The sequence below is a fragment of the Streptomyces sp. NPDC051677 genome, assembly GCF_044453465.1.
In the GTDB taxonomy this organism is placed as follows: Bacteria; Actinomycetota; Actinomycetes; order Streptomycetales; family Streptomycetaceae; genus Streptomyces.
Genome location: NZ_JBITCT010000075.1, coordinates 1 through 20,441, shown reverse-complemented (window position 1 = coordinate 20,441; position 20,441 = coordinate 1). Strand labels below are relative to the sequence as shown.

General features: G+C 71.2%; 20 protein-coding genes. 9 read left to right on the top strand and 11 right to left on the bottom strand.

All coding sequences use genetic code 11. From position 1 onward, the window contains the following. Window position 1 precedes the first annotated feature (1 nt). Together dut and ACIBAF_RS45130 are read right to left on the bottom strand one after the other, a co-directional pair. A complete protein-coding gene (gene dut / locus ACIBAF_RS45135; RefSeq protein WP_399471960.1) occupies window positions 2-553 on the bottom strand; it encodes a dUTP diphosphatase in 552 nt (183 codons plus the stop codon). Further along, a complete protein-coding gene (locus ACIBAF_RS45130; RefSeq protein ID WP_399471958.1) occupies window positions 550-1,134 on the bottom strand; it encodes a PaaI family thioesterase in 585 nt (194 codons plus the stop codon). The genes dut and ACIBAF_RS45130 overlap by 4 nt, the downstream gene beginning before the upstream one ends. 58 nt (window positions 1,135-1,192) lie before the next feature. On the opposite strand from ACIBAF_RS45130, the gene ACIBAF_RS45125 reads away from it, so the two are divergent. Then, complete coding sequence (locus ACIBAF_RS45125; protein ID WP_399471956.1) at window positions 1,193-1,657, top strand: DUF3093 domain-containing protein; 465 nt, start codon at window positions 1,193-1,195, stop codon at window positions 1,655-1,657. Window positions 1,658-1,676: 19 nt separating this feature from the next. Here ACIBAF_RS45125 and ACIBAF_RS45120 read toward each other — a convergent pair whose 3' ends face one another. The 4 genes from ACIBAF_RS45120 to ACIBAF_RS45105 all read right to left on the bottom strand — a co-directional run bounded on the left by ACIBAF_RS45120 (window position 1,677) and on the right by ACIBAF_RS45105 (window position 5,301). Continuing rightward, the gene (locus tag ACIBAF_RS45120) at window positions 1,677-2,696 is read right to left on the bottom strand and encodes a hypothetical protein (RefSeq protein WP_399471954.1); all 1,020 of its coding nucleotides are present in this window, start codon (window positions 2,694-2,696) and stop codon (window positions 1,677-1,679) included. Between the two features lie 13 nt (window positions 2,697-2,709). Continuing rightward, on the bottom strand, window positions 2,710-3,006 hold the full coding sequence (locus tag ACIBAF_RS45115) for a DUF4193 domain-containing protein (RefSeq protein WP_003993510.1): 297 nt from the start codon (window positions 3,004-3,006) through the stop codon (window positions 2,710-2,712). 396 nt (window positions 3,007-3,402) lie between these two features. Continuing rightward, on the bottom strand, window positions 3,403-4,641 hold the full coding sequence (locus tag ACIBAF_RS45110) for a sensor histidine kinase (protein ID WP_399471952.1): 1,239 nt from the start codon (window positions 4,639-4,641) through the stop codon (window positions 3,403-3,405). Window positions 4,642-4,647: 6 nt separating this feature from the next. Then, window positions 4,648-5,301 carry a response regulator transcription factor gene (locus ACIBAF_RS45105; RefSeq protein ID WP_003993508.1) on the bottom strand — a complete coding sequence of 218 codons (654 nt, stop codon included), beginning with the start codon at window positions 5,299-5,301 and terminating at the stop codon, window positions 4,648-4,650. Between the two features lie 417 nt (window positions 5,302-5,718). Between ACIBAF_RS45105 and ACIBAF_RS45100 the strand changes: the two genes are divergently transcribed. Beyond that, window positions 5,719-5,892 (top strand): hypothetical protein, encoded by a 174-nt coding sequence (locus ACIBAF_RS45100; RefSeq protein ID WP_399471950.1) that lies wholly within the window; start codon window positions 5,719-5,721, stop codon window positions 5,890-5,892. An 86-nt stretch (window positions 5,893-5,978) separates the two neighbouring features. Here ACIBAF_RS45100 and ACIBAF_RS45095 read toward each other — a convergent pair whose 3' ends face one another. Beyond that, window positions 5,979-6,794 carry an inositol monophosphatase family protein gene (locus ACIBAF_RS45095; protein ID WP_399471948.1) on the bottom strand — a complete coding sequence of 272 codons (816 nt, stop codon included), beginning with the start codon at window positions 6,792-6,794 and terminating at the stop codon, window positions 5,979-5,981. Between the two features lie 8 nt (window positions 6,795-6,802). Further along, window positions 6,803-7,930 (bottom strand): ferrochelatase, encoded by a 1,128-nt coding sequence (locus ACIBAF_RS45090; RefSeq protein WP_399471946.1) that lies wholly within the window; start codon window positions 7,928-7,930, stop codon window positions 6,803-6,805. A gap of 172 nt (window positions 7,931-8,102) precedes the next feature. Between ACIBAF_RS45090 and ACIBAF_RS45085 the strand changes: the two genes are divergently transcribed. The 3 genes from ACIBAF_RS45085 (at window position 8,103) to sepH (ending at window position 12,107) form a co-directional block, all read left to right on the top strand. Beyond that, on the top strand, window positions 8,103-9,341 hold the full coding sequence (locus ACIBAF_RS45085) for an MFS transporter (RefSeq protein ID WP_399471980.1): 1,239 nt from the start codon (window positions 8,103-8,105) through the stop codon (window positions 9,339-9,341). Beyond that, window positions 9,301-10,629: a D-arabinono-1,4-lactone oxidase gene (locus ACIBAF_RS45080; protein ID WP_399471944.1), complete on the top strand. Its 1,329-nt coding sequence runs from the start codon at window positions 9,301-9,303 to the stop codon at window positions 10,627-10,629. The genes ACIBAF_RS45085 and ACIBAF_RS45080 overlap by 41 nt, the downstream gene beginning before the upstream one ends. A 440-nt stretch (window positions 10,630-11,069) precedes the next feature. Continuing rightward, window positions 11,070-12,107 (top strand): septation protein SepH, encoded by a 1,038-nt coding sequence (gene sepH, locus ACIBAF_RS45075; RefSeq protein WP_399471942.1) that lies wholly within the window; start codon window positions 11,070-11,072, stop codon window positions 12,105-12,107. 129 nt (window positions 12,108-12,236) lie between these two features. On the opposite strand, the gene ACIBAF_RS45070 is transcribed toward sepH, so the two are convergent. After that, window positions 12,237-13,088 (bottom strand): sulfurtransferase, encoded by an 852-nt coding sequence (locus ACIBAF_RS45070; protein ID WP_399471940.1) that lies wholly within the window; start codon window positions 13,086-13,088, stop codon window positions 12,237-12,239. A 220-nt stretch (window positions 13,089-13,308) separates the two neighbouring features. On the opposite strand from ACIBAF_RS45070, the gene ACIBAF_RS45065 reads away from it, so the two are divergent. Both ACIBAF_RS45065 and ACIBAF_RS45060 read left to right on the top strand, forming a co-directional pair. Then, window positions 13,309-14,112: a VOC family protein gene (locus tag ACIBAF_RS45065; RefSeq protein ID WP_399471938.1), complete on the top strand. Its 804-nt coding sequence runs from the start codon at window positions 13,309-13,311 to the stop codon at window positions 14,110-14,112. Between the two features lie 578 nt (window positions 14,113-14,690). Then, the gene (locus ACIBAF_RS45060; protein ID WP_399471936.1) at window positions 14,691-15,935 is read left to right on the top strand and encodes an MFS transporter; all 1,245 of its coding nucleotides are present in this window, start codon (window positions 14,691-14,693) and stop codon (window positions 15,933-15,935) included. Window positions 15,936-15,969: 34 nt separating this feature from the next. On the opposite strand, the gene ACIBAF_RS45055 is transcribed toward ACIBAF_RS45060, so the two are convergent. Together ACIBAF_RS45055 and ACIBAF_RS45050 are read right to left on the bottom strand one after the other, a co-directional pair. Then, window positions 15,970-16,755, bottom strand: coding sequence for a thioesterase II family protein (locus ACIBAF_RS45055; protein WP_399471934.1), 786 nt, complete (start codon window positions 16,753-16,755; stop codon window positions 15,970-15,972). 40 nt (window positions 16,756-16,795) lie between these two features. Next, window positions 16,796-17,485, bottom strand: coding sequence for a FadR/GntR family transcriptional regulator (locus tag ACIBAF_RS45050; RefSeq protein WP_399471932.1), 690 nt, complete (start codon window positions 17,483-17,485; stop codon window positions 16,796-16,798). A 190-nt stretch (window positions 17,486-17,675) separates the two neighbouring features. On the opposite strand from ACIBAF_RS45050, the gene leuA reads away from it, so the two are divergent. Further along, window positions 17,676-19,475 carry a 2-isopropylmalate synthase gene (leuA, locus tag ACIBAF_RS45045; RefSeq protein WP_399471930.1) on the top strand — a complete coding sequence of 600 codons (1,800 nt, stop codon included), beginning with the start codon at window positions 17,676-17,678 and terminating at the stop codon, window positions 19,473-19,475. Beyond that, on the top strand, window positions 19,472-20,281 hold the full coding sequence (locus tag ACIBAF_RS45040) for an ABC transporter ATP-binding protein (RefSeq protein ID WP_399471928.1): 810 nt from the start codon (window positions 19,472-19,474) through the stop codon (window positions 20,279-20,281). Before leuA ends, ACIBAF_RS45040 begins: the two co-directional genes overlap by 4 nt. Window positions 20,282-20,441 lie beyond the last annotated feature (160 nt).

Sequence of the window (20,441 nt, the reverse complement as noted above, 5' to 3'; positions counted from 1 at the left end):
GTCACTGTCCTTCCCGGTCGGATACGACCGAAGCGTATCGATTCCCACCCGTCGCGCCGCCTTCGGCGGCCTGACCGCTTGTACCGCTTGCGCCGCCCACAGCGGCATGCCCGCCGGTGGACCCGAAGCCCCCTGCGGCCCGTGCCGATTCGGGAAGCTCCGCGACCTCCTGGAAGCGGACCCTCTCGACCTGCTGGACGACCAGTTGGGCAATCCGGTCGAAGCGCTCGAACCGCACGGCCTCGCGCGGGTCGAGATTCACCACGATCACCTTGATCTCCCCACGGTACCCGGCATCAACCGTCCCCGGGGCATTCACGAGGGCGACACCGCACCGGGCAGCCAGCCCCGACCGCGGGTGCACGAAGGCCGCGTACCCCTCGGGCAGGGCGACGGAAACCCCCGTGGGCAGCACGGCCCGCTCCCCCGGCGCCAGTTCACGGCTCTGGGTGGTGCGCAGATCGGCCCCCGCGTCCCCCGGATGCTCGTACGTCGGAAGCGGTACGTCGGGGTCGACGCGCCGGATCAGCACGTTCAGGGGCTCGCGGCTCACGGGTTCACCTCGAAGGCGCGGGCGCGCCGGACCTGGTCCGGGTCGCTCATGGCGGCCCGGATCTCCTCCTGGCGGCCGTGGTTCACGAAGTGCTCGACCGCGACCTCGACGAAGAGCGCGTCGGCGCGGACGGCTACGGGCCCGTCGGCGTCGCCGATCCGGCCGGTGGCGGTCGAGTAGATCTTGCGCCCGGCCACGGCCGTCACCTCGGCCGCCAGGTGCAGCGTGGCGCCCACGGGCACGGGCCGTACGAACTCTGTGTCCAGCCGTCCGGTGACGGCGATGGTCCGCAGCAGCCAGTTCAGCGAGCCGAGCGTCTCGTCGAGGGCCGAGGCCAGGATCCCGCCGTGCGCGAGGCCCGGCGCGCCCTGGTGGGCGGACTGCACGGTGAACTCGGCGGTGACGGTCACTCCCTCGCCGGCCCGCGCCTCCAGGTGCAGCCCGTGGGCCTGCTCTCCGCCACATCCGAAACAGTGTTCGTAGTGGGCGCCGAGAAGCTCGCCGGGCACGGGAGCATCGGGGTGCCGGACGGGTTTCACGGCATCGGCCGGAGGCTCAAGAGCTGCGGAAGTACCACTCACAGCCGCAGACCTTACCCGCGCGTCCGTGGAATCCGGACACCATGCCAAGCTTGGCTCCATGCAGCTCTCCGTCACCCCCTTCGACGAGCGTCTCACCGCCCCCCGCTCGTGGTGGTTCATCTCGTTCCTGGTGGGCGTCTCCTGCGCCCTGATCCTGCTGCCCTTCGGGACCCTGCCGTTGCTCGGCGGCCTGGTCGGCGGCACCGCGGTAGCGGCTGTGATGGCCAGTTCCTACGGATCCCTGCGCATCCGCGTCGTGGGCGACTCCCTGATCGCGGGCGAGGCGAAGATCCCGGTCACGGCCCTGGGCGAGGCGGAGATCCTGGACGCGGAGGAAGCGCGCGCCTGGCGCACGTTCAAGGCCGACACCCGGGCCTTCCTCCTGCTGCGCGCGTACATCCCCACGGCGCTGCGGGTGGAGGTCACCGACCCGGACGACCCCACGCCGTACCTGTACCTGTCGACGCGGGAGCCGGAGCGCCTGGCACAGGCTCTCAAGGCGGCGCGGGATGCGACGGCGTAGCCGGCGACCTCTGCGGTACTCAGCGCCCGGGTTCCCCAGGGTTCCGGGGTTTCTCGGGGTCTGTGGGGTTCTCGGGGTCCTTGGGGATCTCGGGCCTCTGGAGACTCAGCGGATGCGCGGTGATCTCGCCCATGGCCAGTGGATCAGCGGGCTTCTCCAGCGGCGGCAGCTCCGGCAGCGCGTCCCACGGCACCTGCATCCTGCGCAGGTCGGCGCGGACCTTCGCGGCCACTTTCCGGGTGTCCCGCCGGTTCATGACCGCGCCGACGGCGGCGCCCACCATGAAGGGCATGAGGTTCGGCAGGTCCCGGACCATGCGCTTCATGATCTGCTGGCGCAGCTCGCGCTTCATCCGGCCGCCGAACGCCGAGTCGATCGAGGACGGCTTGAGGACGTCGACCCCGCGTTCGCCCGACCATGAGCGCAGATACGCGGTGCTGCGGTCCTTCAGGCTGCCCGCCGGCCGCACGCCGTAGACCTCGTGGAGTTCGGCGATCAGCTTGAGCTCGATCGCGGCGACCCCGGTGATCTCCGCGGCCAGTTCGGTCGGCATCGCGGGCGGTACGGGGAGCATGGCCGCCGCCCCGATGCCCGCTCCGACGGTGGACGTGGCGTTCGCCGCGCCCGCCACGAGCTTGTCCGCGATCTGCTCGGGCCCAAGGCCCGGGAACTGTCTGCGGAGCGTCTGGAGGTCCCGTACGGGGATCCTCGGGGCGATCTCGATGATCCGGTCGGCGAGGTGCGCCAGCCCCGCCCTGGCGCGGTCCCCGCCCTTGCGGACGCCTTCTCGGGCCAGGTCCGCGGCCTTGGCCCGGATGGCCGCCGCCCTCCGCCTGGCGACGGGGGCGGCGCTCCGCGTCGGAGCCGGGAGGTCACTCCGGTCAGCCGCGGGTTCGAGCGAGGCCGATCCTGCCGGGACCGCTCCCTTGCCGGATGAGCCTCGCTCGTCGTCACGCACGCCGTGAGGGCCCCGGGAGGGCCCTTTGTCCGTTCCCCGCAGGGGGAAGCGGCGCTTCCGAGGAGGGGTCGAGCCAGTCACGGCCGACCCCGCCTCAGTCGCAGTCGCGGCAGATCGGCTGGCCGTTCTTCTCCCGGGCCAGCTGGCTGCGGTGGTGCACCAGGAAGCAGCTCATGCAGGTGAACTCGTCCTGCTGCTTCGGCAGCACCCGGACGGCCAGCTCCTCGTTCGAGAGGTCTGCGCCGGGCAGTTCAAGGCCCTCCGCGGCCTCGAACTCGTCAACGTCCACTGCCGAGGCGGACTTGTCGTTCCTCCGTGCCTTGAGCTCTTCAAGGCTGTCGGAATCGACGTCGTCGTCGGTCTTGCGTGGGGTGTCGTAATCGGTAGCCATTTCGCCTCTCCCCCTCTGGGTGTCTGCGGTGTCTCCAGCGCACGTAACGCGTGAGAGGCCGGACTTGTGCCCGCCTCGAGGCGGAGATTTTGCCTCACATCAAGGTCTGTTACTCAATCGACACCCAACCGAACTCCTCACGAGTGATCGGCTTGGATGGCGATCGGGACCGTACACGGTCCGATTGCCGCACTTCAAAGGCGTCTCACCGTGTACTTCCCGTGATCAGGACCCCCGAAAACCCGGATTTTCCGGGCCTTACGACAGCATTCATGATCACGGAGAGTAGATGGCCGGAAATTCGCCCCTGTGATCGATCACACACGGCCAGGCCGGGTCGAGGCCCAGAAAATTCCGCGCAAAGCGAACATCCCCGCGTGTGTCGGCGACATGATCTCAGACGGGCAAGGTAACTCGCATCACGAGCCCACCCCCCTCGCGCGGCTGGGCCGCGATATGACCGCCGTGTGCCCGGGCCACGGACCGCACGATGGACAGGCCGAGCCCGACGCCCTTGTCGCTGCCCGTCCGCTCCGTACGCAGCCGACGGAAGGGCTCGAACAGGTTGTCGATCTCGTACGCCGGCACGACAGGCCCGGTGTTCGACACCACCAGGACCGCCTGGCCGTGCTGGATCTCGGTGGACACCTCGACCCAGCCGCCCTCGGGCACGTTGTACCGCACGGCGTTCTGTACGAGGTTCAGGGCGATCCGCTCCAGCAGGACGCCGTTGCCCTGGACGACCGCGGGCTTCTGCTCGCCACGGATCACCACGCCCTTGGCCGCCGCCTCCCCGTGCACCTGGTCGATGGCCTGCTCGGCGACCTCCGCGAGGTCCACCGGCTTGCGCTCGACGATCTGGTTGTCGCTGCGGGCGAGCAGCAGCAGGCCCTCGACGAGCTGCTCGCTGCGCTCGTTGGTGGCCAGCAGCGTCTTGCCGAGCTGTTGCAGCTCCACCGGAGCTCCCGGGTCGGAGAGGTGCACTTCGAGCAGGGTGCGGTTGATCGCCAGCGGTGTTCTCAGCTCGTGCGAGGCGTTGCCGACGAAGCGCTGCTGGGCCGTGAAGGCCCGCTGCAGGCGCTCCAGCATGTCGTCGAAGGTGTCGGCGAGCTCCTTCAGCTCGTCGTCCGGGCCGTCGAGCTCGATCCGGCGGGAGAGGTCCGAGCCCGCCACCGCGCGCGCGGTGCGGGTGATCCGCCCGAGCGGGGACAGGACGCGTCCGGCCATGGCGTAGCCGAAGGCGAAGGCGATCACGGCGAGACCGAGGAGGGCCAGCAGGGAGCGGCTGAGCAGGTCGTCCAGCGCGTGCTGGCGCTGGGTCGCGTCGCACTGCTTGAGGAACTCGTCGAACTGGGCCTGGGAGGTCGCCGTGTCCAGCTGCGGGCAGGTGGAACTGGTGATGTTGAATTTGCCGGTCACATTGAAGGCCTGGCCACTGCCCTCGTGGAGGGCCTGCGCAGCCAGCAGGTAGATGATCGACAGCAGCAGGATGCCCGCTATCAGGAACATCCCGCCGTACAGCAGCGTGAGCCGTATGCGGATGGTCGGGCGCAGCCACGGAAAGGGGGTCTGCGGGCTCCTGGGGTCCCAGGTGGGCTTCGGGGGCGCCTGGGGCGGCGCGGGCGTCGATGCCACGGCGGATCAGATCCGGTAGCCGGAACCGGGGACGGTGACGATCACCGGAGGTTCGCCCAGCTTGCGGCGCAGTGTCATGACGGTCACCCGCACGACGTTGGTGAACGGGTCGGTGTTCTCGTCCCACGCCTTCTCGAGGAGCTGCTCCGCGGAGACCACCGCTCCCTCGCTGCGCATCAGGACCTCCAGGACGGCGAACTCCTTGGGCGCGAGCTGGACCTCCTTGCCGTCACGGAAGACCTCGCGGCGGTTGGGGTCGAGCTTGATGCCGGCGCGCTCCAGGACCGGCGGCAGCGGCACGCTGGTGCGCCGGCCGAGGGCACGCACGCGTGCGATCAGCTCGCTGAAGGCGAAGGGCTTGGGGAGGTAGTCGTCGGCGCCGATCTCCAGGCCCTCGACACGGTCGCTGACGTCGCCGGAGGCCGTGAGCATCAGCACGCGCGTGGGCATGCCGAGCTCGACGATCTTGCGGCAGACGTCGTCGCCGTGCACGAGGGGAAGGTCGCGGTCGAGGACGACCACGTCGTAGTCGTTGACGCCGATGCGCTCCAGGGCGGCCGCACCGTCGTACACGACGTCGACGGCCATGGCCTCCCGGCGCAGTCCGGTGGCCACCGCATCGGCGAGCAGCTGCTCGTCCTCGACGACGAGTACGCGCACGTCGCTTGTCCTTCCTGTGTCCACCCGCGTAGCGCTCCGTGAGCGCACGTGGGCGGGGGGCTTGGTGAGTGTGTGCTTCCATCCTGCCCTTTTCGGCCATAAGTCGGCGGTAAGACGGGTGCGTGACAGATGAAGGACCGGTGTGAAGCCCGGGAATGCGAGATTTTCTCGTCGGGTTGAGGTTTCCGTGGAAGGGAGCGGGGGGAGGACGGCTTTACACCCCGCGATCACGCTCTGCATGTGCCACACCACCATGTGGTACTCCACGTTCCGCTTCCCGCAGAGTGGGCGTGGGTGTCCGGCACCGTCGCCGCCCAGCAGGGCAGCGCTGGGCACCTGCTTGGAGACGTGATCGCCCCTTCCCAACCGGCACACCCCCGTGCCACCGACCCACGACCCAGGACGAGGGGGCGCAGCATGGACGCATTCACCACAGGACTTCTGCAGCGCATAAGGACGACCGAGTCCGACCTGACGAGGGCTCGCGACGAGGGCGACGACTTCCTTGCCGAGGTGGAGCAGGCCGAACTCGACGACCTGCGTCGCCTTGCCGCCGAACATGGTGTGGAGGTCGGCGCGACGAGCGTCTGAGCAGTTCCTGCGCAGTACCCGAGCACGACGGAGGGGCCCCGGCGAATCCAGCGCCGGGGCCCCTTCGCGTGTCCGTGTCACGCGGCTCAGTCGTGCCAGGCGCCGAAGTCCTCCAGAAGCCGCTGGAGGGGCTCGAAGACGCCGGGCGTGGCCGCGACCGCCAGATCACGTGCCGGGCGCTCTCCGGGCCGTCCACCGGTCAGCGCGCCCGCTTCCCGGGCGATCAGGTCGCCTGCGGCGAGGTCCCAGGGGTGCAGGCCGCGCTCGTAGTAGCCGTCGAGGCGGCCGACGGCCACGTCGCACAGGTCGACCGCGGCCGAGCCGCCGCGCCGGATGTCCCGCAGCAGCGGGATGAGCCGCTGCGCGACGTCGGCCTGATGGGCGCGGACCTCGGTGACGTAGTTGAATCCGGTGGAGACCAGGGCCTGCTCCAGGGGCGCCGCCGGACGGCAGGACAGCACCCGCTCGCCCTCCCAGGCGCCCTTCCCGCGGGCCCCTGCGCCGCGCACCGCGTGGTATGTCTCGCCGCGCATCGGGATCTCGACGACCCCGACGACCGTCTCGCCCTCTTGCTCGGCGGCGATGGAGACGGCCCAGGTGGGCAGCCCGTAGAGGTAGTTGACCGTGCCGTCCAGCGGGTCGATCACCCAACGGACGCCGCTGTCTCCCTCGATGGAGGCGCCCTCCTCGCCGAGGAAGCCGTCGCCGGGGCGGTGCTCGGAGATGAAGCCGGTGATCAGCTTCTCGGCGGCGATGTCCATCTCGGTGACCACGTCGATCGGGCTCGACTTGGTGGCGGCGACCGCGAGGTCGGCCGGGCGGCCGTCCCGCAGCAGCTCGCCGGCCCGGCGGGCGGCCTCCTGGGCGAGCTCGAGCAGTTCGGTGTGCAGGGGGTCGGTCACGCCGCTCCTCACGCGTAGGGGCTGTCGGCGCCCGCGGCGGCGGGCTTGGGGGCGCGGGCGGGGCAGCAGCCGACCGGGCACAGGTTATGGCTCGCCCCGAGCGCCCCCAGGGCGCACGGGGCGACCTCCCGGCCGCTCTCCTGCCCGGCGCGCTCCAGGACGAGCTCGCGGATCGCCGCGGCGAAGCGCGGGTCCGCGCCGACGGTGGCCGAGCGGCGTACCGGCAGGCCGAGGTCCTCAGCCTTGGCCTTCGCCTCGGTGTCGAGGTCGTAGAGGACCTCCATGTGGTCGGAGACGAAGCCGATGGGGGCCATCACGACCGCGGGGGCGCCGGCCGCGTGCCGCTCCTCCAGGTGGTCGCAGACGTCGGGCTCCAGCCACGGGATGTGCGGGGCGCCGGAGCGGGACTGGTAGACGAGCTGCCACGGGTGGTCCACGCCGGTGCGCTCGCGGACGGCGTCGGCGATGAGCCGCGCGGTGTCCAGGTGCTGCCTCACGTACGCGCCGCCGTCGCCGTGGTCTTCCAGGGGGCCGGAGGTGTCGGCCGAGGCCGTCGGGATCGAGTGGGTGGTGAAGGCGAGGTGGGCGCCCGCACGGACGTCCTCGGGCAGGTCGGCGAGGGATTCGACGACGCCGTCGATCATGGGCTCCAGGAAGCCGGGGTGGTTGAAGTAGTGCCGCAGCTTGTCGACCCTCGGCGGCTGGAGGCCCTCGGCCTCCAGCGCGGCCAGCGAGTCGGCGAGGTTCTCGCGGTACTGGCGGCAGCCCGAGTACGAGGCGTAGGCGCTGGTGGCGAGGACGAGGATGCGGCGGCGGCCGTCGGCGACCATCTCGCGCAGGGTGTCCGTGAGGTACGGGGACCAGTTGCGGTTGCCCCAGTAGATCGGCAGGTCCAGGCCGTGCTCGGCGAAGTCCTTGCGCAGGGCGTCCAGCAGGGCGCGGTTCTGGTCGTTGATGGGGCTGACCCCGCCGAACAGGAAGTAGTGCTGACCGACTTCCTTGAGGCGTTCCTTGGGGATGCCTCGCCCGCGCGTCACGTTCTCCAGGAACGGAACCACGTCCTCGGGGCCTTCCGGGCCGCCGAAGGAGAGCAGGAGCAGGGCGTCGTAGGGGGTGGCATCGAGCGCGTCTCGCATGGGTCGATCCTGCCACCCGCCTCTGACAGCCGGGAAACGGCGGGGTGACGGACAGGGGTGTGCCACCCGCGCGACCCGGGGCCGCCAGACATACGTTAGGGTTGCCTAACTCGTAAGCTGTACGAGCTGTATTCACGCCTTACCGCGCGTGACCGGACCACCGGAGACCGCCGTGCCCAGCCCGTACCGCGCCCTGTTCGCCGCCCCCGGCTCCAAGGGCTTCTCCGCCGCGGGGTTCCTCGGCAGGATGCCGCTGTCGATGATGGGCATCGGTGTGGTCACGATGGTCTCCCAGCTCACCGGGCGCTACGGGCTCGCGGGCGCGCTGTCGGCGACCATCGCGCTGGCGGCCGCTGTCTTCGGGCCGCAGATCTCGCGCCTGGTGGACCTGCACGGGCAGCGCCGGGTGCTGCGCCCGGCGACCGTGGTCGCGCTCGCCGCGGCGGCCGGGCTGCTGCTGGCCGCGCACTTCGAGTGGCCGGACTGGGTGTTGTTCGTGTGCGCCGCCGGCATCGGTTCCGTGCCCAGCCTGGGCGCGATGATCCGGGCCCGCTGGGCGGCCCTGTACCGGGGCACCCCCCAACTGCACACGGCGTACTCGTTCGAGTCCGTGGTGGACGAGGTGTGCTTCATCTTCGGGCCGATCATCTCCATCGGCCTGTCCACCGTCTGGTTCCCGGAGGCGGGACCGCTGCTGGCGGCCTGCTTCCTCGCCGTCGGCGTCTTCTGGCTGACCGCCCAGCGGGCCACCGAGCCGGAGCCGCACCCGCGCGAGCAGCGCAGCGGCGGCTCGGCACTGCGCTCGCCCGGACTGCAGGTCCTGGTGGCCACCTTCGTGGCGACCGGAGCGATCTTCGGAGCGGTCGACGTGGTCACCGTCGCCTTCGCCGACGAGCAGGGCCACAAGGGCGCCGCCAGTCTCGTCCTTGCGATCTACGCGACCGGCTCGTGCGCGGCGGGGCTCGTGTTCGGCCTGCTGCGCCTCAAGGGGGCGCCGGAACGGCGCTGGCTGCTGGGCGTGTTCATGATGGCCGTGAGTATGATCCCCCTCCTACTGGTCGGAAACTTGCCGTTTCTGGCCGTGGCGCTGTTCTTTGCGGGCCTGGCCATCGCTCCCACGATGATCACCACGATGTCCCTCATCGAAGAGCACGTACCACGCGCCCACCTGACCGAGGGCATGACCTGGATCAGCACCGGGCTCGCGGTCGGGGTCGCGCTCGGCTCCTCTCTCGCCGGCTGGGTCATCGACGCGGCCGGCGCGCGGGCCGGGTACGGGGTTCCGGCGGTGTCCGGAGCCGTCGCGGTCGCGGTCGGTTTCCTGGGGTACCGCCGGCTGAGCAGACCGGCGCCGGGTCGGGGAGGCACCGTTGAGCAGCACAGCGAGCGCGAAGAACGGCACGTGGCGTAACTGGGGCGGCAATGTCGCCGCACGCCCCGCGCGGGAGGTCACGCCCGCCTCCGTCGACGAGCTGGCCGCGGCCGTGCGCCGGGCCGCCGAGGACGGGCTGAAGGTGAAGGCGGTCGGCGCCGGCCACTCCTTCACGTCGATCGCCGCCACGGACGGCGTGCTGATCCGCCCTCAGCTCCTGACCGGCATCCGCAAGATCGATCGCGACGACATGACCGTCACGGTCGAGGCGGGCACACCGCTCAAGAGACTCAACCTGGCCCTCGCGCGCGAGGGGCTGTCGCTCACGAACATGGGCGACATCATGGAGCAGACCGTGTCGGGGGCCACCAGCACCGGCACGCACGGCACCGGCCGCGAGTCCGCCTCGATCGCCGCCCAGATCAAGGGGCTCGAACTCGTCACCGCGGACGGCTCGGTGCTCACCTGCTCGGAGAAGGGGACCGAGGAGGAGCGCGCCCTCTTCGCCGCCGCCCGGATCGGCCTGGGCGCCCTCGGCATCGTCACCGCGATCACCTTCGCCGTGGAGCCGATCTTCCTGCTCACCGCGCGCGAGGAGCCGATGCCCTTCGACAGGGTCCTCGCCGAGTTCGACGAACTGTGGGCCGAGAACGAGCACTTCGAGTTCTACTGGTTCCCGCACACCGGCAGCACCAACACCAAGCGCAACAACCGCAGCGCCGGTCCGCGCAAGCCGGTGAGCCCGGTCGCGGGCTGGATCGAGGACGAGTTCCTGTCCAACGGCGTCTTCCAGGCGGCCCAGTGGGTCGGCCGGGCGGCGCCCGCCACGATCCCGACGATCGCCCAGGTCTCCAGCAAGGCGCTGTCCGCGCGCACCTACACGGACATCCCCTACAAGGTCTTCACGTCGCCGCGCCGGGTGCGGTTCGTGGAGATGGAGTACGCCGTCCCGCGCGCGGCCGTGACCGAGACGCTGCGCGAGCTGAAGGCCATGATCGAGCGCTCCGACCTCAGGATCAGTTTCCCGGTGGAGGTGCGTACCGCGCCCGCCGACGACATCACGCTGTCCACCGCCTCCGGCCGCGACAGCGCGTACATCGCCGTCCACATGGTCAAGGGCACGCCCTACCAGAGGTACTTCACCGCCGCCGAGCCCATCTTCACCGCCCACGAGGGCCGTCCGCACTGGGGCAAGGTGCACACGCGGGACGCCGAGTACTTCGCCGGGGTGTATCCGCGCTTCGCCGAGTTCACGGAGCTGCGTGACCGGCTGGATCCCGACCGCCGGTTCCAGAACGACTACTTGCGCAGGGTGCTGGGGTCGTAGCGGACTCCGTGGGCGCCGAGGGGACGCGGGAACCAGACGGCCGGCTCCGTTTCGGGAGATTGCGTGAAATGCGCCACGCCCAAGATCGCGAAAAGGCCGCCACGGAGGGCCAAGTCCCACTTCTCGCAAGAAGTTGGGTGGCGTGCCAATCCACGCACGTGGCCCAAATGGAGTACTGTTACGAGCCCTGGGCCCGGTCTCCCGCCAGGACGTCCGGGGCCTCGCTGGACCGCCTGAAGGGGGGCTAGTTGCACAGGGTGACGGCGTTGGTCACTTAGCGTGGCGAATAAGTAACCGTGCCATAACGGCGGCGCAGGGCCTGTGCCCGACACGCCGGGCAACTCGGCAAGGTTGTGGCAGGCTGCACCCGGGCAGGCCACACTCGACTAGCGGAAGCAGCGACGCACGTGACGTCGGCAGGCACCACCCGGGAGGTCCCCATGCCCGAACTGCGTGTCGTGGCCGTCTCGAATGACGGCACACGGCTGGTGCTGAAGGCTGCGGACAGCACGGAGTACACGCTTCCGATCGATGAGCGTCTGCGCGCCGCCGTCCGCGGCGACCGTCCCCGCCTCGGCCAGATCGAGATCGAGGTGGAGAGCCATCTCCGCCCCCGTGACATCCAGGCGCGTATACGTGCCGGTGCCACCGCGGAAGAAGTCGCGCAGATGGCCGGCATCCCCGTCGACCGCGTGCGCCGCTTCGAAGGCCCCGTGCTGGCCGAGCGTGCCTTCATGGCCGAGCGGGCCCGGAAGACTCCGGTCCGTCGACCCGGTGAGAACGCCGGGCCGCAGCTCGGCGAGGCGGTCCAGGAACGGCTGTTGCTGCGCGGCGCCGAGAAGGACACCGTCCAGTGGGACTCCTGGCGCCGCGACGACGGCACCTGGGAGGTCCTGCTGGTCTACCGGGTCGCGGGCGAACCGCACTCGGCGAGCTGGACGTACGACCCGCCCCGGCGGCTCGTCCAGGCCGTCGACGACGAGGCGCGTTCGCTGATCGGCGAGTCCGACGACCTGGCCGCTCCGGAGCCCAGCTTTCCGTTCGTCCCGCGTATCGCCCGGCTGCCGCGCGACCGGCCGCTGGACCGCACGCTGGACCGGCCGAGCCTGCCGGCCCAGCCGTCGGAGCCGACCGAGGAGAACGCCGGCGAGCGGGAACGGGACTCGCTGACCAGTCTGTTGGAGGCGGTGCCGAGCTTCCGTGGCGACATGGTCGTCCCGGAGCGCCCGGCGGAGCCCGTCACGGAGGAGCCCGACGAGCAGGAGCCCGCCGCCGAGGAACCCCCGGCGCCGGCCGCCTCCGCCGGTTCCGCCTACGCGGACGTCCTCATGCCACGTTCCGTCGGCAGTCACCGCGACCGTCTCGTCGGCGCCACCGACCGGCAGGCCGAGGCGGACGGCGTCCGTCCGGGCCGCCGGGCCGCCGTGCCGAGCTGGGACGAGATCGTGTTCGGGACGCGGCGCAAGAAGCAGGAGTAAGCGGCCCCCCCGGGCAACTCGCCCGGGGCGTCCGGCTCTTCGCCGATGCCGGTTCACACACAGGTACATACGCGGGGGAGGGCCGCTCCTGTTCGCAGCGGCCCTCCCCCAACGCGTCCGCGCGGACGGTCACTGGGGGTCGGGGCCCACCGCGACCGGCCGGGCCGGGTCCGCGGACCACTCCGACCACGACCCGACGTACAGGGCCGCCGGAATCCCGGCGACCGCCAGCGCCAGCACCTCGTGCGCCCCGGAGACGCCCGAGCCGCAGTAGACGCCCACCTCGGCGCCGTCCGCCGCCCCCAGCGCCTTGAAGCGGGCCTTCAGGTCCTCGGCGCCCAGGAAGCGGCCATCCGGCGCCACGTTGTCGTTCGTGGGCGCGGAAACGGCGCCCGGGATGTGTCCGCCGACCCGGTCGATCGGCTCGGCCTCACCGCGGTACCGCTCCCCCGCGCGGGCGTCGAACAGCACTCCGGAGCGGGCGAGCGCCGCGGCCCCGTCCGCGTCGAGGAGACCGTCGACGCCCGGCTCCGGCTCGAAGTCGCCCTCCACGCGCGCGGGGACGTCGACCGAGAGGTCTCCCTGCCACGACGGCAACCCGCCGTCCAGGACCCGCACGTCCGGGTGCCCCGTCCAGCGCAGCAGCCACCACGCGCGTGCCGCCGCCCAGCCCTGCCCGCCGTCGTACACGACCACCGGCCGGTCGGACGAGACACCCGCACGGCGCATCGCCGCGCCGAACTCCGCGAGGTCGGGCAGCGGATGCCGGCCGCGCCCGCCCGGCGCGCCCGCGAGTTCCCGGTCCAGGTCGACGTAGACCGCGCCGGGCACATGCCCGGACAGGTACGCGGCCCGGCCGTCGAAGGACGGCTCGCCGGCCGCCTTCGCCACGCTGAGCTGCCAGCGGACGTCGAGGACGACGGGCGGGTTCTCCCCCGCCAGGTCGCCGGCCAGTTCCGATGCGGTGATGATGGCGTTCATGGCCACCATCCTCGCGTACGGAGTGGCCCCATCGCTCTTGTCCGGCTACTCTGCTCGGCCGGACAGGCTCGATCACGAGGCGTGCGGGATCGAGCACATGCCGTACAGGCGATCGACATACGGCGACAACCGCCCGTAAACCGATGAGAAACCCCCCATCAGGCATTCTCCGAGGGCGGAAGCGACGCGGCCCCCACGACGGGCCGAGGAGAGAGTGACGATGACCGAGGCAGGTGGGTCGGCCGGCCCGATCGGTGCAGCACACACTCGGTACGCGCCCGGCGCACCCTGCTGGGTGAGTCTGATGGTGCACGGGTTGACCACGACCCAGGAGTTCTACGGTGAGCTGTTCGGTTGGGAATTCCAACCCGGACCGCAGCAGCTCGGCCCCTACGTGCGGGCGCTGCTCGACGGCGGCGAGGTGGCCGGCATCGGCCAACTGTCCCCGGACCGCCACCTCCCCGTGGCCTGGACGCCGTATCTCGCCTCGGACGACGTGGACACGACCGCCGAAACGGTCCGGCTGTGCGGCGGCACGATCGGGGTCGGCCCCCTGGACGCCTCCGACGCCGGGCGCCTGGCGATCGGCTCCGACCCCTCCGGCGCCGTCTTCGGCATCTGGCAGGCGGCGGCCCACGTCGGCACGACCGTCACGGGCGTGCCCGGCACGCCCGCCTGGTACGAACTGACGACGTACGAGACCGCGAGCGTCCGCAAGTTCTACGAGACGGTGTTCGGCTACGACGAGGAGGCGGCGGTGTCCGCCGACTTCGACTACCTGACCCTGCACGTGGCCGGCCGCCCCGTGGCCGGCGTCCACGGCGTGGGCGGCGCGCTGCCCCGGGACCTGGGGCCGCACTGGACGACGTACTTCGAAGTGGCCGACACGGACGCGGCACTCACCCGCGTCGCCGGTCTCGGCGGGCACGTCCTCGGACCGGCCCACGACAGCGCGCACGGCCGTGTGGCCACCGTGGCCGACCCCGAGGGGGCCCGCTTCTCCCTCATCCAGGTGCAGCGGTAAGGGGCCGTCCCCAAGGGCTGTCCACTTCAATCCTGCCGGGGACCAGGGAATCGCCCGGAAGAGCAGGAGGAAATCGGCAAAGAATCGCGGGTGCTCGTTCTTTTCGTCGAGGAAAGGGCGGAAGAACGATGGGGAACCTCGAAGGCCGACGCGTGGATCCGGTGGAACAGTAGGGCGTGGCCATGGCTTCTTTCAATGGGTGTAGCGACCATTGGCCGAAGCATGGAGGTGGTCACGGGTAAGATCAAAGACTCATTAAAGTCCCCGCGTACCGGAAAGGTAACCTATCCGTAAAACCGGACACCCCCTCTCGCATCGTGGGCTTTCCGGGGACATTTTTCCGCCACTCGCCCGCCGTCGAGCCGGTTGTTTCTCGAATATCGAGACAGGCCCTCGCGACGGCCTTGAGGCCTCATTGACTTCGCCGCTGCGGACGGGAGATCTTCGTGCCGACCGTAGCCGTCCGACACGAGGGGGGTCTGATGCAGCCCGGACACGAGGCTTCGCTTCGGGGAACGGACGAAGGGGCTCGCGTACCCGACGGGTCCTCAGGGGCAGCATCGCGGCGGCGGGTGGCGGTGGCCAGCTTCATCGGCACGGCCATCGAGTTCTACGACTTCTACATCTACGGCACCGCCGCCGCGCTCGTCGTCGACGAGGCGTTCTTCCCCAACCTCTCTCCGGTCAGCGGCGTGCTCGCCGCCTTCTCCACCTATGCGGTGGCCTTCGTGGCCCGGCCCCTCGGCTCGGTCCTGTTCGGCCACTTCGGGGACCGGGTGGGCCGCAAGTCCGTGCTCGTCACCTCTTTGCTGCTGATGGGCCTGTCGACGGCGGCGGTCGGTTTCCTCCCGACGTACGGCACCTGGGGAGCATGGGCGCCGGCCCTGCTGGTGCTGCTGCGCTTTCTGCAGGGCCTCGGGCTCGGCGGGGAATGGGGTGGTGCGGCCCTGCTGGCGGTGGAGCACGCGCCGTCCGGCCGCCGGGGCCGGTACGCCGCCTACCCCCAACTCGGCCCGTCCGTCGGCTTCTTCGCGGCGACCGGCGTCTTTCTGCTGCTGTCCACGGCGGTCAGTGACGAGGCGTTCCGGGGGTGGGCGTGGCGGGTGCCGTTCCTGCTGTCCCTCGTCCTGGTGGCCGTGGGCCTGTTCGTCCGGATCCGGATCAGCGAGACCCCGGTCTTCCAGAAGGTGCTGGCGGACCAGCAGGCGAGCCGGAGCCCGTTCGCCGACGTCGTACGCCGGTGTCCGCGGGAGCTGCTGCTCGGATCCGGCGCGATGATCGTGGCGTACGGCCTGTTCTACACAGCCACGACGTACTGCCTGTCGTACGGAACGAAGACGCTCGGCGTCGGCCGGACCACCATGCTGCTCGCCTCCATGGGGGCCGTCGTCTTCCTCGCCGCCGGAACCTGGTTCGCGGCGACGCGGTCCGACCGGCTCGGCCGGCGGCGCACGGCGCTGACCGGCACGATCGGGGCGGCGGTGTGGGGCCCGCTGCTCTTCCCGCTGCTGGACACCGGCCGTTTGCCGCTGATCGTCCTCGGGCTGGGCGGCGCCCTGCTGCTCATGGGCGTGATCTACGGGCCTATGGGGGCGTTCCTGCCGGAGCTGTTCCCGGCGGAGCTGCGGTACTCCGGCGCGGGTCTCGCCTACAGCCTGGGCGGTGTGGCGGGCGGCGCGGTCGCTCCGCTGGTGGCGACCCGCCTGCAGTCCGCGCTCGGCTCGGCGTCGGTCGGGTGGTACGTCAGCTTCATGGCCGTCGTGTCGTTCGGCTGTCTGCTGGGCCTGCCGGAAACCCGCGAACGCGAGCTGGTGGAAGGTTGAGCCCGACGCGTCGGCGCTCGGGCCGGCCGCCGGGTCACGGATGCGCGCCGAGTGCCCACTCGTTCGTCATGACGCCGCAAAGAACGTCCGCCACGTCCTCGGCGCGCTCGTTGGTGAAGAAGTGTCCCCCGGGCAGCTCGTGCACACGCAGGGTCGAGGTGGTGTGCCGCTCCCACGCCCGGACACCGGGCGGGTCGGTGAGGGGGTCCGTGGCTCCCGTCAGCGCGACGACCGGACAGTCGACGGCCGAGCCGGCCGCCGGTCGGTAGCGGCTGTGCGCCATGAGGTCACCGCGGATGACCGGCAGGAAAATCTGGCGCAGCACCGGGTGCTCCAGCAGTGCGACGTCCGCGCCTCCCAGCGATCCGATCAGTTCGACCAGCGGCCCGTCCGAGTCGCCCGAGCCGTCGCCGACGGGGTCGTCCAGGACGGGCAGCCTGATGCGCGAAGGGGCGGGATGCCCGGAGGCGACCAGGACGAGCCGTCGCTGGTCGGGCATGCGCCGGACGACCTCGTAGGCCACCGCCGCCCCCAGGCTGTGGCCGAAGAGGAGCAGCGGTCCGTCCCCGCGGACCGGTGCGAGCGCATCGGCCACCTGGCCCGCGAGGACGTGCACATCGGTGAAGAGAGGCTCGCGCCCTCGTTCCGCGCGCCCCGGGTACCGCACGCACGCCGTCCGGGCGGTGCCGTCCAGCCGCGCCGCGAGGTCCCGGTAGGAATCGGCGGAGCCGCCCGAGTGCGGGAAGAAGAGGACCGTCCAGGAAGTGGCGGGTGACGCGACGGAGGGAAAGGACCGTATCCACGGTTCGGCATCGAGCACGGCTACCGCTCTCTGGGAGGACGACGGACGACGACGCTGATCAGAGGGAGTGGAGCAGGGCGAGGGTCTGCTGGAGCTCGTCCCGCAGCGCTCGCCCGGCCGCCTCGGCGTCCCCCTGCACGACGGCGTCCACCAGGACGGCGTGTCCCGCGTCGCCGTGGTTGGGATTGTCGGAGCGCAGGCTGAGCAACTCGACCAGATCGAGCAACCGTCTCTGGAGCACCGGTACGAACTCGGTGAACAGGCTGGTGAGGACCGGGTTGTGGGCCGCGGCGACCATGACCCGGTGCAGGGCGATGTCGGCCTCCACGAACTCGGCGTTGCCGGCGTTCGCAGCGTCACGGCGCCTGGCCAGGGCATCGTGGAGGGCGGTGACGTCGTCCTCGGTCCGGCGCTGCGCGGCCAGCTGTGCGGCCTCCACCTCGAGGAGCATCCGCACCTCGTAGACGTCCGTGATGACCGCTTGGCGGAGCTGGGTGGACCAGTCCTCCTTGGGCTTGGTCGCGATGACGAAGACTCCGGCGCCCTGGCGTGCCTGCACCAGTCCCGCGCCGGCCAGTGCGCGCAGGGCCTCACGGACGGTGGAGCGTCCCACGCCGAGGGACTTGGCGAGGGCGGTCTCGCCGGGGAGCTTCGTCCCCACGGCCCACTCGCCGCCGGTGATCTGCTCGCGCAGGTGTTCCGTGGCTTGTTCGACCAAGGGGGACGGCCGCAAGGCACCTAGTGACATGTGAGGTTCACCCTTCCACACCTCTCGGGTTGTCTGAGGAGCTGAGTTGTCGTTACTGTACCTCGCATGCTGCTGCACGAGCTCCTTCTCCTCGGCTGCCGCTGCGGGGCCTGACACGACCGGCACCCCGCAGCGGGGTTCGAGGCTGCGCCGGTCGCACGACGGCCGACCGAAAGAAGTTCAGCACACCATGGCAGCTCCCTCTCAGAGCACGGCGTTTCCCACCCTGCGCACTCCCGCCGGTGACCTCCCGGCGGACGCGCCGCGCTGGAACCCCCAGCGTTCGAGCGCGATGCCGCACCACCGTTACCAGCCCGCGCACCAGCGGGTCGCCCTGCCCCTGACCGAACGCACATGGCCCTCGCGCCGACTCGAGCGGGCCCCCCTGTGGGTGCCGGTCGACCTGCGCGACGGCAACCAGGCGCTGGCCGAGCCGATGGACACCGCGCGCAAGCGCCGCATGTTCGACCTCCTGGTCACCATGGGCTTCAAGGAGATCGAGGTCGGCTACCCGTCCGCCAGCCAGACCGACTTCGACTTCGTACGGCACCTGGCCGACAGCGGCGCCGTCCCCGACGACGTGACCGTCTCCGTGTTCACCGCGGCCCGCGAAGACCTGATCGACCGGACCATCGCCTCCGTCGAAGGCCTCCCCCGCACCCTCGTACACCTCTACACCGCGACTGCCCCCACCTGGCGGAACGTGGTCCTGTCCCGCTCCCGTGCCGAGGTCTGCCGGCTGATCCTGGACGCGGCCGGCTACCTGCTGCGCAAGGCCGAGCAGCGGCCGGGCGCCGACATCCGGTTCGAGTTCTCCCCGGAGGTCTTCAACCTCACGGAGCCGGACTTCGTCCTGGAGGTGTGCAACAGCGTGACCGAGCTGTGGGAGGCGAGCCCCGACCGGCCGGTGATCCACAACCTGCCCGCGACGGTGGAGATCGCCACGCCCAACGTGTACGCGGACCAGATCGAGTACATGGACCGCCACCTGGCGCGCCGCGACTCGGTGATTCTCTCCGTCCACCCGCACAACGACCGCGGCACCGGCGTCGCCTGCGCCGAGCTCGCCGTGCTGGCGGGGGCGCAGCGCGTCGAGGGCTGCCTGTTCGGCAACGGCGAGCGCACCGGGAACGTCGACCTGGTGACCCTGGCGCTCAATCTGTACGCGCAGGGCGTGAACCCGATGGTCGACTTCTCCGACATCGACGCGGTGCGCGAGGTGGTGGAGCACTGCAACCGGCTGCCGGTCCACCCTCGCCACCCCTACGGCGGCGACCTCGTGCACACCGCCTTCTCCGGAACGCACCAGGACGCCATCGCCAAGGGCATGGCCCATCACGCCAAGCAGGCCGCCGAGCAGGGCCTCGCCGCCGAGGAGGCGCCGTGGGCGGTGCCGTACCTGCCCATCGACCCGGGTGACATCGGCCGTACCTACGAGGAGGTCATCCGCATCAACTCCCAGTCCGGCAAGGGAGGCATCGCCCACCTCCTGCACACCCACCACGGGCTGGACCTGCCCCAGTCGATGCGCCCGGACTTCTCCCGCACGGTGCAGCACGTCACCGACTCCACCGGCCAGGAGCTGAGCCACAAGGAGCTGTGGGAGCTCTTCCGCACCGCCTACATCGCCCCGGCCCTGGACGGCCCCGTCGCCCTGGCCTCCTGGAACGCCACGGAACCCGCCCCCGGCGAACACCGGTTCACCTGCACCCTGCGCACCGGTGGGCAGGAGCACTCCTGCCACGGCACCGGCAACGGACCGCTGTCCGCCCTCGCCGACGCCCTGCGCACCGTGGGCATCACCGTCGACATCCTCGGCTACACCGAGCACTCCACCAGCACCGGGCCGGGCAGCCCCGCCGTGGCCTACGCCGAGTGCCGGGTGAACGGCGTGACCCGCTGGGGCGCGGGCTGGGACACCTCCGTCCTGACCGCGTCGGTCCACGCCGTCATGGCCGCCGTCAACCGCTGCGAACAGGCCTCCTCGTGACCACAGCACCGGTACTCCGCGCGCAGGACGTGGAGGTCGTCCGCGACGGCAGCGCGATCCTGAGCGATGTGTCGCTGACCGTACGGGCCGGCGAGCACTGGGCGCTGCTCGGCCCCAACGGGGCGGGCAAGACCACCCTGCTGGCTCTCCTCGGGGCGCTCGCCCACCCCACGCGCGGCGCCGTCGAGGTACTGGGCCACCGGCTGGGACGGGTCGACATGCGCCAACTGCGCTCCTCCGTCGGACATGTCAACCCGCGGCACGACCTGCGCTCGGCCCTCAAGGTCCACGACGTGGTGCTGACCGGCGTCACCAACTCCCTCGAACGCATCCCCCGCTGGACTCCGGCCCCCGAGCAGGTCGCCCTCGCCGACCACCTCATCGAGCTGCTCGGCCTCGGCGACCGCCGCGAGGCACGGTGGCCGACCCTGTCCCAGGGCGAGCGGGGCCGTGCCCTGATCGCCCGGGCGCTGATGCCCAGTCCGCGGCTGCTGCTGCTCGACGAGCCCGCGACCGGTCTGGACGTCGCCGGCCGCGAGCAGCTCATCGAGCGGCTCGACACGCTGCAGCACACCTATCCGGACCTCGCCTCGGTCCTGGTCACCCATCACCTGGAAGAGCTTCCTCCCGGGACGACCCATGTGCTGCTGCTGCGCGACGGGCGCCCTCTGGCCTCCGGGCCCGTCGAGGAGGTCCTCACCAGCGACCAGGTCAGCAAGTGCTTCGACCATCCCATCCGGCTCACCCGCACCGACGGACGCTGGAGCGTGACGGCCCGCCGCATGCCCCGGTCGCCCGCCGACTGAGGCCGGTGGTGGGGGGGGGGGGGGGGGGGGGGCCCCCCCCCCCCCCCCCCCCCCCCCCCCCCCCCCACGACCAGCGCGGCGGGCCGTACGGGTTACCGGCGTTGCTGCGGGCGGGTGGCGGGTGGCGGGTGGCAGGTGGCGGGCGCGGGCGGCCGGCGGG